The following is a 14695-nucleotide window of genomic DNA, read 5'->3' as shown; positions in this document are numbered from 1 at the left end:
CCGGTTAAATCCCTATTAAGAATTAGAGTAGCGGAGCTAATAAACGTATGATAGACTCCGCTGCCTTTTGTCTCCACGAACGTTTAACCCAGTTCTTCAAAAATATCTGTGTGCTCTCACGCTGGTCTTGAAGGAATATTTCTTTCATTTCGAGTGCTGTATTCACATCATACATAAAAGCATTCACTTCAAAGTTATGCTCAAAACTGCGGAAGTCTACATTGGTAGAACCGACCGTAGAAAGCAGATCATCCGAAACCATAAGTTTGGAATGCAAAAATCCTTTCTTATAGAAATAAACTTTCACACCTGCCTGCATCACGTCCGCCAGATAGGAACGGGAACCAAGATGGGTAATCCTGTTGTCGGCACGTTCAGGCAACATGAGACGTATATCCACTCCAGACAAAGCTGCTGTCTGCATAGCAGCCAGTATTTGCTCTGTCGGCAAGAAATAGGGTGTCTGCATATAGAAATACTTCTTGGCATTGGTTATTGCTACGGTCAGTCCCTGCATGATTTCCTTCCAAGGTCCGATAGGTTCACTGGTGACAATCTGCACCAATGAGCTACCACAAGAGTCAATCTTCGGGAAATAACGGGATGCTGTTATCAGCGTACGGTCTACAAAGTACCAATCGAGCAGGAAGGCTGTTTGTAAGCCATGTACTGCTTTGCCTTCCAGCATGATATGTGTATCACGCCAAATCCCCCAAGAGAAACCACGCATATAACGTTCTGCGAGATTCATTCCACCCACAAAGCCTACACACCCGTCAATAACAACAATTTTTCTATGGTTTCGGTAATTCACTCTACTGGTAAATAAGGGAAAACGTACCTTCAAGAAGCTACGTACCTCAATACCCGCATTACGCATTTCTTCAAAAAAACGATTGGGGACATGCCAGCATCCTACATCGTCGTAAATCACTCGTACTTCAACTCCTTGAGAAGCCTTTTCAATCAATACATCCCTGACCAAACGTCCGATAGCGTCATCCTCAAAGATGTAATATTCCATATGGATATGCTGCTTCGCTTTCTGGAGTTCACGCAATAATGATTGCAGTTTCGTATAACCTTCGGTATAGACAGCTACGCGATTGCCTTCAAAAGGGAATGCTTGGTTGGTATGCTGAAACAGTTGGATAAGACGGGAATATTCATATTGGACTTCCGAACAATCCTGAGCCAGATATTCCGCCATCGGCTTCTTTAGTAAACGGTCGTAACTCTTCTGACCGATAATGCGTTCGCGACGTTGGCTTCGACCAAAGAAAAAATAGAAGACAAGACCTACGATAGGAAGGAAAAGTAATATCAGTATCCATGCCATAGTCTTAACAGGATTACGGTTGTCAAGAATGATAATGACAATCGTACCAATAATGGCTCCGAAATAAAGAATATCAAAAGCCACTGTTGCTATTTGGCTGAGTATATAGTTCCAATCAATCATAGGAATCTCCTTTTAAACGGATACTGAACAACAAATATAGAGTAAATTATCGGATAAACAAAAAATCCCGACAACAACTATTCACCGTTGCATCGGGATTTCTTATCTTACAATATCTTGTTTACTTTTAAAAACGCATCATCCGAGTTGGACCGCCACCGTGAGGTCCACGCGGACCGCGATGACCTCCACCGTCAAAACCACCTTGACGCATATTTCCACGCGCTTCCTTATTACCGAAAACATTCAGACGGTAAGAGAAGCGAAGCATACAATAGCTGTTGACTCCGTTATATTCAGAAACAGAACGCATATCAGCAGTCAATGAACGGCTGATATTTGATTGCTGTTTCAAAATATCATAGACTTCAAAGCTGATGGTCGCAGCATTTCCCTTCAAGAAGTTCTGGGCAATCTGAGCATTCCAGATAAGTTCGTTTCTATTCATACTGGCATCACGATAGCCACGACGTGAATTGTTGGTTATATTGGTAGACAACGTCATATTCCAAGGCAAAGAGACATTGGTACTGGCACCATATCCAAAAGTATAAGGTTCCTGATTAGTGTCCGGGTTCAACTTATTACGTTCAAAATTATAGTTGATTGAACCATTGATAGTAAACTCAAACCAATCATTACGGAATGTTCCATTCAGATTCTCTGCTAAAGTCAGTGATGTACTTGTATTCTTATCATTCACCTTGGTACCTTCATTATAAAGGAAAGATACATCGTTCGTATAGTTTGCACGTGAAAAAGAATTGATTGTGAAACGCTTGTCTTTCAAAGCTGTATTGAACCCAAACATACCCATGGCAGTCCAATAACCATTAATATTTTCTGGCTGTGAGATTGTTCCACCAGTCGTCTGATTATAAATGGTAGCATTAGTGATTTTGTTTTGAGTCATATTAAAATTAGCATGTGCCATCATTCCACGCTGCTTGTCTGCATTATAAGTATTATAGAACAAACGCATAGAGTGAGTGAAAGACGGTTTCAACCCCGGATTACCTTTAGTGATTCTCAGCGGATTCGAATCATCGGTTACATCCAACAGGTTTTCCATACTCGGCTGACTCGCACGTCCCCGATACGTAAAACGTAACTGGCTCACTTTAGAGAACCGATAACGGAAATCAACATTAGGAGCGAAATTGAACACATTTCTTTTTACTACTGTATCTATTTCTGCTTTTTTGTAATCTAGTCTAGTATTTTGTGGTTGTAAGGACATTCCAAAGTTAAATCTGTATTTCTCTCGGATAATATTCATCCCTGCATTAATATCATGGTTATAATATTTATACTGAGCATATTTACTCAAATTCATATCTTTATTAGCTTCGTAGCCTTCAGGTAGCCCGTCACCGAAATTCCAAAACCAATCTTGATTTTTTTCTGTTTCTGGAATCAAGCTGTATGTACTTCTGTCACTCTCACTATATCTATATTGGAACTTATAACGGAACTGCAAGAAAGTAGCTTTCGCAATCGGTTCATTATAAGTTAATTCAGTTGTATAATCGTAATTCTTGGTTGGAGAAGTTATGTATTGTTTACGTACATCACTATTCCCTGTTTTGAAATAGTGAGTCAAAGACTCACTAAATGACTCACTATCATTATCTCCATAACCAAACGTCCCACGAAAAGTTATATTTCGCCCCATACTATTCAACCTCCTATTCACCTGCAAAGAGGCGTTGGCAGACAAGCTATTACTTTCAGACGCAGACTCGCTGTTGCTGGCATTAACACGAATTCGATCTAATGGGTCATTACTACTTTCTAATGGGTCCTTACTACTTCCCCATACATCTTTATTCAAAAACTTATTAGGATCAGCCACCAAGTTGAACGGATCTTCATCGAAAGTACCCGATTCAGAAATAGAATACCCTTTAGATTTCCCATAGGAAACATTTGGTCGGAAAATGATATTAGTCAATGTATCCGGTTTCCATTCCAAGCGGAAATCAGCATTAAAGTTCATATTCTTATTACGGTTCTTATTAGTGGAATTAGAATAAGAAGAGTTTCCATCCTGCAAAAAAAGTTCCGAATAGTTTGTAGATATTGCATCGCGGTCGCTATAATTATAGCGGGCACTACCACCTAACTCTAACTTCTCCGTCTGAGTGGCAAAGTTAGCTCCAATCATCTTGGTAGCAGTCAGACCATTACTATTCCTGAAACGCGGTCCGCCACCACCGGAAAACCCCTGGTCGTTCACGTTATTTGCCGAACCAATCAAAGAGAACTGACTATTATCGACAAATCGGTTCAGCATCAAGTTGCTTCCATAGCGGTCTTCCGTACCACCAGCAACACTTGCATTACCAAACCAACCTTGATTCATTCCTTTTTTCACTTTCAAGTCGAGGACTGTTTCTTCTTCCCCGTCGTCTATTCCAGTGACGCGCGCCAAGTCCGATTTTTTATCATACGTTTTCAGTTTGTCAATCATGTTCACCGGTAGATTCTTCAATCCTGTTTTCACGTCACCGCCAAAGAATTCTTTACCGTCCACCATAATCTTCTTCACTTCCTTACCATTGATTTTGACATTACCGTCATCATCAATCTCGGCTCCCGGAAGCTTCTTCACCAATTCTTCGAGCATGGCACCTTCAGGAGTACGATAAGCAGCCGAGTTATATTCTAATGTATCTTCCTTTACCGTCACTTGGGGAGCCTCGGCAGTAATCACTGCTTCTTTCAGCATAACAGCATCCGGTTCCAACGTGATCGTTCCCAACTTCTTGTCGGGTGCATTGGCAGCCAGTTGAACCGGTACAAGTTTAGTACGGAAGCCGATATAGGAAACCTTCAACACATATTTCCCGGCTTTCACTTTAGGGAGAGTAAACCAACCTTGATTACTACTGGCTATACCAGCAGCATAAGCACTATCGGGCAATGACAACAATTGGACAGTAGCCTGTGCCGCGGGTTCCTTTGAGTCGGATTCCACAACACGTCCCGAAACGGTAATCACCTTATTCTGTGCGAAAATTGAGAGGGTGCATAGCATCAACACCACCCCTGCAAAAAATCTCTTCATTTACCTAATTTACGATTATATTAGTAGCAATAACAATGTCTGTTTGACAAATAGAATCGCAAAAGGTTTAATTGGAAAGAAAATTATCTTTTAAAGAATCGTTCTACAAGCGCTTTTTTCAGACCAAACTCCACACAAAGCACATTAAAGATCAAGAAAGTAAGAAAAGAAGAAGTATCCACATTAATCACATCTCCTTGTATGACACGCCATAACATTCCCCCGAAGACAAAAAGAAAAGTCAGGAAAATGGCATTACGAACAGCCGAATTACGGATTCGTTCCGTTTCACGGCTCTCATCTTTGCTCAACGCAAAGATTATCAACAAGCATCCCGCCATCATCAGCAACTTTGTGCATTCCTTATAAAATAACAGATTATTATCGGTCACCATCCCCAGCATCACCAGGATAAAAGGTATAAACAGGGCTATCAACAGGATCACATATCCCAAAGGACGACAATATACAGGTAATAATGCTTTCATGATTGAATGATTGAACGTTTTAATGGGACAAAAGTAAGTATAAAAAAGATATTTTACATACATTTGCAGGGTAAAAAAGCAAAAGAATCATGAGTAAACAAGAAGTCATTCTCTGTGAAAGCTTGGAAACAAGCCTAAGTCGTGCCATTGAACAGTGTCCGCACGACAAATTATTCATCCTCACAGACGAGCATACCCGGCATCTCTGCCTGCCTTCGCTGAAGGAAACCACCTTACTGAAAGACGCCGTTGAAATCTGTATCGGAGCTGAGGATGTACATAAAACGGTGGAAACACTTGCTTCCGTATGGATGGCATTGAGTACCCAAGGAGCTACGCGCCACTCTTTACTTATCAACCTTGGTGGGGGGATGGTGACAGATTTGGGCGGTTTTGCCGCAGCTACATTCAAACGTGGCATCTCTTATATCAACATACCAACCACCCTGCTGGCTATGGTGGACGCTTCCGTCGGCGGCAAGACAGGTATCAACTTCAACGGACTGAAAAATGAAATCGGTGCATTCGCTCCGGCAAGCAGCGTGCTGATTGAAACGGAATTCCTGCGTACGCTGGACGCGTACAATTTCTTTTCCGGATATGCGGAGATGCTCAAGCACGGTTTGATAAGTAATGTTGCACATTGGGCGGAATTACTAAGTTTCAACACATCCGATATCGATTATAGCGCCCTCAAACGACTGGTCGGCGAATCAGTGCAAGTAAAAAAGGATATTGTGGAGCAAGACCCCTTTGAACATGGCATCCGTAAAGCGCTAAACCTGGGACATACCGTAGGACACGCATTTGAAAGCATGGCATTGGCAGAAAACCGTCCAGTTTTGCACGGATATGCAGTAGCCTGGGGAATTGTATGCGAATTGTATCTGTCTCACACCAAAGTAGGTTTCCCGAAAGAGAAAATGAGACAAACCATCCAATTTATTAAAGACAATTACGGTGTGTTTGCATTCGACTGCAAGAAGTATGAACAGCTCTATGCATACATGACACATGATAAAAAGAATACTTCGGGAACGATTAATTTCACTTTACTGAAAGACATCGGAGATATTTGCATTAATCAGACTGCCGACAAAGACACCATTTTTGAAATGCTGGACTTCTATCGCGAATGTATGGGGATTTAACCCCCATACTTATTGGCAAATATCATATGTGCGCTGTCTTAGTCCAAACTACTCATCCGGTACTGAGACAGTGACATTCCGGTATGCTTTCTGAAAAAACGTCCGAGAGAGGACTGATTGGCAAAGTTGGTTTTAATTGCTATCTCCTGAATATTCAAACTGGTATTTTTCAGCAAAGCCTTAATCTCCAATATGATATATTCCACAATCCAGTCTTTAGCAGACTTTCCGCTTGTCTCCTTGATAACCATAGTCAGGTACTTGGAAGTAATACATAATTTATCCGCATAGAAAGCCACATCTTTATTTTCTTTAAAATGTTTCATGATTAGCCCGAAGAATCTATTAGCCAGTTCTTCTTTACGCGTATCTTTACGTACGGTCATCAAAGCGGATTCCTTTTGATAAGCGTTGAACAACTCTAGATAGAGGTATCTCAGTAAATGGGTTATTAACTCGCGTCTATATACATCCTGAGACTTCACTTTTTCTTTTACCATTCCCAAGAAATTGTATATCCGGGGAATATCACGTTCCATTTGCGGATACCAATAATGGGTTCGCATATAGAAAAAGAAATGCGGAGAGAATCGTGGAACTCCACTCAACGCATCACTAAACAAGGAAGACGAGATCACCATCGAAACGGTTGAGAAATCTTCACTAGGCTCACAGAATGAAACAAATTGTCCGGGTAATAATATAATAAGTTCCTCCGGCTGTATCCAGTGCACATCTTCGTGTACTGTAAGTTTCGCCCTTCCACTCAAACAATATACAATCAAAGCTGACTGGATATTAGAAGGATAAGAAGTTAGAGGAAGATATTTCAGATTCTGGTAAAATTTAAAATCGTCACCCATGACGTATATCTCTAATGTCTCTCTATTTTTAATGTCTAACATTTAACACCTTTCTATTCTAAACTAAGTCTTATACTACAAATGTATAACTTCCTAAAATACTGCGCGCCCTAAAAGGAAATACAGTATCACACTAAAGAAGTCATACACCCTTTATTTGCATTAATTCATAAACAAACTCACTGATTGATAGTTCGTTTCGTAATTTCTCATTTAGTTCTTATTATATACTATCCAGTATATAATAGTGTTTTTATGCAAACATTGTCTTTTCGAACTACTTAATGAAAAAGATGAGTTTGTTTACTAATTCAAATAAAACAGAAGTTCAACCTATTAACAAAGATATCCAAAACAATATTGCCAAAGTCCCTATAATCATAACCACCATTTATAACGCAAACTTAGAAAATATTCCGTACTTTATTCTACTTATCATCAAAAAAATAACCAGAAACTGCGGAAGTATACTACAAAATTCACAGAAATTATTTGCTATTTCAAAATTAATCCGTACTTTTGCAACCGCAATTCGGGATGTAGCTCAGCCCGGTAGAGTACGCGTCTGGGGGGCGTGTGGTCGCAAGTTCGAATCTTGTCATCCCGACTACTGGAAATCAGCCATTTACAATTTAGTAAGTGGCTGATTCATTTTTTAGTGGAACACATTTGGAACATATTTACCTAGAAATATACCAGACAACAATGAAAGAAGACCCGAAGCATATCCATATCAGCGAATACAATTATCCATTGCCGGATGAACGCATTGCCAAATTCCCGTTAGCTGTCCGAGACCAATCGAAATTGTTAGTGTACCGCCGCGGTGAAGTAAGCGAAGATACTTTCACCTCTTTGCCCGAGTATCTGCCTAAAGGTGCTTTGATGGTATTCAACAATACAAAAGTAATTCAGGCAAGGCTACATTTCCGCAAGGAAACGGGGGCGTTGATTGAAGTGTTCTGCCTCGAGCCCATTCAGCCCAATGATTATGTACTGAACTTCCAGCAAACAGAACATGCCGCATGGCTTTGCATGATTGGCAACCTGAAGAAATGGAAAGACGGAACGCTGAAACGGGAAATGACAGTAAAAGGATTGCCAATCACGCTGACCGCAAAGAGAGGAGAAAGCAGAGGAACCAGCCATTGGGTAGACTTCTCATGGGATAATCCGGAAGTGACTTTCACAGATATTCTCGAAGTATTCGGGGAGCTTCCTATCCCTCCTTATCTAAACCGGGAGACGGAAGAAAGCGATAAAGAAACTTATCAGACGGTTTATTCAAAAATTAAAGGTTCGGTAGCCGCACCTACCGCCGGACTGCATTTCACTCCCCGAGTATTGGATGCACTGCAAGAGAAAGGAATAGAGCTTGAAGAACTGACTCTGCACGTAGGCGCAGGAACTTTCAAGCCTGTGAAAAGTGAAGAGATTGAAGGTCACGAAATGCATACGGAGTATATATCTGTCAATCGGAGCACTATCAAGAAACTTATCGACCATGACGGTTGCGCTGTTGCCGTAGGGACTACTTCGGTACGCACACTCGAAAGCCTGTATCATATCGGAGTCACACTGGCTGATAATCCGGATGCTACGGAAGAGGAACTACACGTCAGACAGTGGCAGCCTTATGAAAAGTATGACCAGATTCCCCCAATAGTTGCGTTACAAAAAATATTGGGCTATCTCGACAGAAACGGGCTTGAAGCACTTCATACCAGTACACAGATAATTATTGCCCCCGGCTACCAGTATAAAATAGTAAAAGCAATGGTTACTAATTTCCATCAGCCGCAAAGCACTTTATTACTTTTGGTCTCCGCTTTTGTAAAAGGAGACTGGCGCACGATTTATGATTATGCCCTGAGCCACGATTTCCGGTTCCTGAGTTACGGAGATTCTTCCTTATTAATGCCGTAAGGATATTACAAATACCATGAGGGTATCGTAAATTGCGATAACCCTTCCTATAAAAACAATAGAAACAATGATGTCAAGCGATAATAACCAAGAAATGTTTCCCGTCGTCGATGAACAGGGAAATATCACCGGAGCCGCCACCCGCGGAGAATGCCACGGCGGCAGCAAATTGCTTCATCCGGTCGTCCATCTGCACGTCTTCAACACGAAAGGGGATTTGTATCTGCAAAAACGTCCCGAATGGAAAGACATCCAACCTGGGAAATGGGACACAGCCGTAGGCGGACATATCGATTTAGGCGAAAGCGTAGAGATAGCCCTTAAACGGGAAGTCCGTGAAGAGCTGGGCATCACGGACTTTACTCCCGAGCTTCTGACTCATTATGTTTTCGAGTCCGACCGCGAGAAAGAACTCGTATTCGTTCATAAGACCGTCTACGATGGTGAAATCCACCCCAGCGACGAACTGGACAGCGGACGATTCTGGACCATCGAAGAAATAGAAGAGAACCTGGGAAAAGGCATTTTCACTCCCAACTTTGAAGGAGAACTGAAGAAAGTATCCCTTATTCCTTCTCTATCCAAGTAATGATTTTCTCCGAGAACGGGCTCTCTTTGGGAGCAACGACCCCAATCCAGTTTCCGTTCTCGTCAATCATAAACTTCTGGAAGTTCCACTGAACGGGTGCATCTTCTTTTCCATTCAGTTTCTTCTCCGTCAGCCATTGATAAAGTGGAGCCATCTCCTTGCCTTTGACGGAAATCTTAGCCATCATCGGGAAAGTGACATCATACTTCAATGAACAGAACTTGGCAATCTCCTCATTGCTTCCCGGTTCCTGCCCCATAAAGTTATTGGCGGGAAAGCCGATAATAACGAAGTTCTTATCCTTATACTTCTCGTACAATTCCTGCAACTTGGCATATTGTGGTGTCAATCCACACTTTGAAGCCACATTCACCACCAGCACTTTCTTTCCTTTCAAGGACGAAAGAGGAAATTCCTTACCGTCAATCGTTTGCACAGTGAAGTCGTAGAAAGACTTGTTCTGCGCTTCCAAAGATATTGCACACACCATAGCTACCACCATTAAAATAAATGATTTCATACTCAACACGTATTTAGTTCGTTTCATATTAAACGAACCGGTCTGACAAAATGTTTGCTCCACATCGCATTATTCTCGATATTTCATCCGATATTGACAAGGTTTCCCCATCGCCGCGCTATATACAATAAACATTCCAAACCGTCATTTCGTCACTTCGCCCTGCAATCTTTCCGCTTCAAACGTTTCCGGCTATCACGAACACAGATAGTCCGTAGTTTTGTAGCATGAAATAATAACACAAAGAAAATCATGTTTACAGCTATTGTACGTTTTTCAATCAAGAAGAAGTTGTTTGTAGGGTTCACTACCCTCTTCCTGCTTATCGGCGGTATCTACGCGATGTTGACATTGCCCATCGACGCCGTGCCCGATATCACCAACAATCAGGTACAGATTGTGACCGTGTCGCCCACCCTCGCACCGCAAGAGGTAGAACAGCTCATCACCATGCCTATCGAACTAGCGATGAGCAACATCATGAATGTAGAAGATATCCGTTCCGTCAGCCGCTTCGGGCTATCGGTGGTGACCGTCGTGTTCAAAGAAAACGTCCCTACCCTCGATGCCCGGCAACTTATCAACGAACAGATACAAACCGTTGCCGGAGAGATTCCCCCCGAACTAGGAGCACCGGAAATGATGCCCATCACCACCGGACTCGGAGAAATCTACCAGTACATACTGAAAGTAGCCCCCGGTTACGAAGAGAAATACGATGCCATGGAACTCCGCACCATTCAGGACTGGATGGTGAAACGCCAGTTGTCCGGCATACCGGGTATCGTAGAAATCAACAGTTTCGGCGGCTACCTGAAACAGTATGAAGTCGCCGTCGACCCGGACGCGCTCTTCTCACTGAACATCACCATCGGAGAAGTATTCGAAGCCCTCAGCAGCAACAACCAGAACACAGGCGGAAGCTATATAGAAAAAGCGAAGAATGCCTATTATATCCGGTCGGAAGGTATGATTACCCGGACGAAGGACATCGAGCGCATCGTTGTAGCCAACCGGAACGGGATTCCGGTACATATCAGCGATGTAGGCGTAGTCCGTTTCGGCTCTCCCAAACGTTTCGGCGCCATGACAATGGACGGCGAAGGCGAGTGTGTAGGCGGAATCGCGATGATGCTGAAAGGAGCCAATGCCAACGTCGTCACCCAGGAACTTGAAAAAAGAGTAGAGAAGATACAGCACCTGCTGCCCGAAGGTGTCAGCATCGAACCTTATCTGAGCCGCTCGGAACTGGTGAACCGGAATATCTCAACCGTTGTCAACAACCTGATTGAAGGTGCAATTATCGTATTCCTCGTACTTATCATCTTCCTCGGCAATGTACGTGCCGGACTGATTGTCGCGTCAGTCATTCCGCTGGCGATGCTCTTTGCCTTTATCATGATGCGCCTTTTCGATGTCACCGCCAACCTGATGAGCCTTGGCGCCATCGACTTCGGTATCGTTGTGGACGGCTCTATCGTCATACTGGAAGGCATCCTCGCCCATATCTACGGCAAGCAGTTCCGGGGACGGACATTCACCCGTGAAGAGATGGACAAAGAAGTGGAAAAAGGAGCATCCGCTGTAGTCCGCTCGGCAACTTTCGCCGTATTGATTATCCTGATAGTATTCTTCCCCATCCTCACCCTCAACGGAATTGAAGGGAAATACTTCACCCCGATGGCAAAAACACTTGTATTCTGCATCATCGGAGCCTTGATTCTTTCACTCACCTATGTCCCGATGATGGCATCGCTCTTCCTGAAACATACCATCGTGGTGAAACCGACACTTGCCGACCGTTTCTTCGAGAAACTGAACAGCGTATATCAACGCTGCCTTCGTTCCTGCCTGCATCACAAGTGGCGTACCGTCATCGTAGCCTTTGCCGCGCTAATCGGTTCGCTCTTCCTCTTCACCCGGCTGGGTGCCGAATTTATCCCGACCCTGGACGAAGGCGACTTTGCCATGCAAATGACATTGCCTGCCGGAAGTTCGCTATCAGAAAGTATCGAAGTATCCCGTCTGGCAGAAAAGACGCTGATGGACAAATTCCCGGAAATCAAGCATGTGGTTGCCAAAATCGGAACGGCGGAAGTCCCCACCGACCCGATGGCAGTAGAAGACGCCGACGTGATGATTATCATGAAACCTTTCAAAGAATGGACCAGCGCAGAAAACCGTGCGGAAATGGTGGATAAGATGAAGGAAGCACTCGAACCGCTGTCCGAGCGTGCCGAATTCAACTTCTCGCAACCGATACAGCTCCGTTTTAATGAGCTGATGACAGGAGCCAAAGCGGACATTGCCGTCAAACTGTACGGAGAAGACACTCACGAACTCTACGAAAAAGCAAAAGAAGCCGCCGCCTATGTAGAAAAAGTGCCCGGAGCGTCGGACGTCATCGTAGAGCAGACGATGGGATTGCCCCAGCTCGTAGTGAAATACAACCGCAGCAAGATAGCCCGCTACGGCATCAACATAGAAGAACTCAACACGATTATCCGAACCGCCTATGCCGGAGAATCCAGCGGCGTAGTGTTTGAAAACGAACGGAGGTTCGACCTCGTCGTCCGTCTCGACCAGGAGAAAGTAGCGGATTTGAATCTCGACCAATTGTTTGTGCGCACTTCCGAAGGAATCCAGATTCCGGTCGGAGAAGTAGCGAGCATAGACCTCGTCAGCGGACCTCTCCAAATCAACCGCGACGCTACGAAACGCCGTATCGTCATCGGTGTCAATGTGCGTGACGCAGATATACAGCAAGTGGTGGCGGACATACAAAAGACATTGGACAGGAACGTCAAGCTGAAACCGGGATATTACTTCGAATACGGCGGTCAGTTCGAGAACTTGCAGAACGCCATTCACACACTGCTTATTGTCATTCCGGTAGCATTGATGCTCATCCTGTTGATTCTGTTCTTTGCTTTCAAGAATATCACCTATACACTGATGGTATTCTCCACCGTTCCGTTGTCGCTTATCGGCGGTATCATCGCCCTTTGGCTGCGCGGGCTTCCGTTCAGCATATCGGCGGGTGTAGGCTTCATCGCATTATTCGGTGTGGCGGTGCTGAACGGTATCCTCATGGTGAATCACTTCAACGAACTTCGTAAACAAAACGCTTACTCCATGACTACAAACCGAATCATCGCCAAGGGAACTCCGCATCTGCTCCGTCCCGTATTCCTGACAGGCTTGGTGGCATCATTGGGATTTGTCCCGATGGCTATCGCCACTTCCGCCGGTGCCGAGGTGCAACGCCCGCTGGCAACTGTCGTTATTGGCGGATTGATTATCTCCACTGTGTTGACGTTGCTTATCATTCCGGTGTTCTACAAAATTGTGAATTCATTGGCTACCTGGAAACGTCCGGGAGCCAAGTTTCACCTGCCGTTCTTCGTCCTTCTTCCCCTGTTCCTGCTGATTCCTTCTTTCGTTTCTGCGCAACAAGCATCGACCGTTACTTTGGAACAGGCCATCGAGATAGCGAAACAGAATCACCCCCGTCTGAAAATGGCAACAAACGCCATCCAACAAGCCAAGGCTACCCGTGGAGAGATTGTAGAAGCGTCCCCTACCTCATTCAGCTATTCCTGGGGACAACTCAACGGAGAGAACAAGAAAGACAAGGAACTGGCTTTCGAGCAAAGCCTGGGTTCTCTGCTGACTCCGTTCTACAAGAATGCATTAGTCAACCGACAAGTGAAAACAACCACATTCTATCGTCAGATGGTGGAGAAGGAAGTCACGGCAGAAGTGAAGCGGGCATGGGCATACTACCAATATGCCGCCAACCTCTGTGCCATGTACCGCGACCAGGATAAGATGGCGGAAAAGTTACAGCATATCGGTGAACTGCGTTATCAACAGGGGGAAATCACCTTGCTCGAAAAGAATATGATGACAACCGTCGCCGCCGAACTGCACAACCGTTGGTTCCAGGCACAGGAAGAAGAGAAAATGGCTTTGGCACGCTTCCGCTGGAGTTGTTATTCAGACCAGCCGATTGTTCCGGCAGATTCTACCTTATCGCTGTTTTATACCAGCCTTTCAGACGGGACGCTATCGGGAGCGCACACTGCTTACTTTCAAAGTCAGGCGGACGAAGCGAAAGCAATGCTTCATGTAGAGCGGAGCCATTTCTTTCCGGAAATCAGCGTGGGATATACCCGCCAGGATATTCTTCCGTTGAAGAATCTGAATGCATGGATGGTGAGTGCCTCCTTCCCTATCTACTTCCTGCCCCAAAAGAGCAAGGTGAAGCAAGCACGGTTATCTGCTACCTCAGCACAGATTCAGGCAGACGCGAATATTCGCGAATTGAGAAACAAAGTGCTTGAACTGGAAGCTTCACTCCGCAGATACAACGAGAGCTTACGCTACTACACTTCTTCCGCCTTGAAAGAAGCGGACGAGTTGACCAAGGCTGCCAATCTCCAGTTGCAACAAAGCGAAACGGGTATAGCGGAATACATACAGTCCATAACAACCGCCCGGGATATTCGTCGCGGCTATATCGAGACTGTCTACCAATATAACATTGCCGCATTAGAGTATGAACTCTTTAGATAAGTGGAGAGTTGAGAATTGAGAGTTTTGATAATACATTTTATTATAAAA

9 protein-coding genes and 1 tRNA gene are annotated in these 14695 nt (G+C 44.2%); 5 read left to right on the top strand and 5 right to left on the bottom strand.

Features of this window, described 5'->3' with window-relative positions:
- Positions 1-22 precede the first annotated feature (22 nt).
- The 3 genes from cls to CLIN57ABFB40_RS16690 all read right to left on the bottom strand — a co-directional run bounded on the left by cls (position 23) and on the right by CLIN57ABFB40_RS16690 (position 5020).
- Positions 23-1462, bottom strand: coding sequence for a cardiolipin synthase (gene cls, locus CLIN57ABFB40_RS16700; RefSeq protein WP_175631118.1), 1440 nt, complete (start codon positions 1460-1462; stop codon positions 23-25).
- Positions 1463-1589: 127 nt separating this feature from the next.
- Complete coding sequence (locus tag CLIN57ABFB40_RS16695; protein WP_175631117.1) at positions 1590-4532, bottom strand: TonB-dependent receptor; 2943 nt, start codon at positions 4530-4532, stop codon at positions 1590-1592.
- An 83-nt stretch (positions 4533-4615) separates the two neighbouring features.
- Complete coding sequence (locus CLIN57ABFB40_RS16690; protein WP_175631116.1) at positions 4616-5020, bottom strand: hypothetical protein; 405 nt, start codon at positions 5018-5020, stop codon at positions 4616-4618.
- A gap of 89 nt (positions 5021-5109) precedes the next feature.
- Here CLIN57ABFB40_RS16690 and aroB point away from each other — a divergent pair, with 89 nt between their 5' ends.
- Positions 5110-6171 carry a 3-dehydroquinate synthase gene (aroB, locus tag CLIN57ABFB40_RS16685; protein WP_175631115.1) on the top strand — a complete coding sequence of 354 codons (1062 nt, stop codon included), beginning with the start codon at positions 5110-5112 and terminating at the stop codon, positions 6169-6171.
- A 38-nt stretch (positions 6172-6209) separates the two neighbouring features.
- Here the strand turns inward: aroB and CLIN57ABFB40_RS16680 are convergent, their stop codons facing one another.
- Positions 6210-7076, bottom strand: a complete 867-nt coding sequence (locus CLIN57ABFB40_RS16680) for a helix-turn-helix domain-containing protein (protein ID WP_175631114.1) — start codon at positions 7074-7076, stop codon at positions 6210-6212.
- A gap of 491 nt (positions 7077-7567) precedes the next feature.
- On the opposite strand from CLIN57ABFB40_RS16680, the gene CLIN57ABFB40_RS16675 reads away from it, so the two are divergent.
- From CLIN57ABFB40_RS16675 to CLIN57ABFB40_RS16665, 3 genes are all read left to right on the top strand, one after another.
- A tRNA-Pro gene (locus tag CLIN57ABFB40_RS16675) sits at positions 7568-7641 on the top strand.
- A 98-nt stretch (positions 7642-7739) separates the two neighbouring features.
- Complete coding sequence (locus tag CLIN57ABFB40_RS16670; protein WP_175631113.1) at positions 7740-8960, top strand: S-adenosylmethionine:tRNA ribosyltransferase-isomerase; 1221 nt, start codon at positions 7740-7742, stop codon at positions 8958-8960.
- A 70-nt stretch (positions 8961-9030) separates the two neighbouring features.
- Complete coding sequence (locus CLIN57ABFB40_RS16665) at positions 9031-9549, top strand: NUDIX hydrolase (protein WP_175631244.1); 519 nt, start codon at positions 9031-9033, stop codon at positions 9547-9549.
- Here the strand turns inward: CLIN57ABFB40_RS16665 and CLIN57ABFB40_RS16660 are convergent.
- Positions 9527-10069 carry a glutathione peroxidase gene (locus CLIN57ABFB40_RS16660; protein ID WP_175631112.1) on the bottom strand — a complete coding sequence of 181 codons (543 nt, stop codon included), beginning with the start codon at positions 10067-10069 and terminating at the stop codon, positions 9527-9529. The genes CLIN57ABFB40_RS16665 and CLIN57ABFB40_RS16660 overlap by 23 nt on opposite strands.
- Before the next feature lie 252 nt (positions 10070-10321).
- On the opposite strand from CLIN57ABFB40_RS16660, the gene CLIN57ABFB40_RS16655 reads away from it, so the two are divergent.
- Positions 10322-14647 (top strand): CusA/CzcA family heavy metal efflux RND transporter, encoded by a 4326-nt coding sequence (locus CLIN57ABFB40_RS16655; RefSeq protein ID WP_175631111.1) that lies wholly within the window; start codon positions 10322-10324, stop codon positions 14645-14647.
- Positions 14648-14695: the final 48 nt, after the last annotated feature.

It is taken from the genome of Bacteroides acidifaciens, assembly GCF_903181435.1.
Taxonomy (GTDB): domain Bacteria; phylum Bacteroidota; class Bacteroidia; order Bacteroidales; family Bacteroidaceae; genus Bacteroides.
Note: the sequence above shows the minus strand (reverse complement) of the source record. Positions and strands in the feature narration are given on the sequence as shown.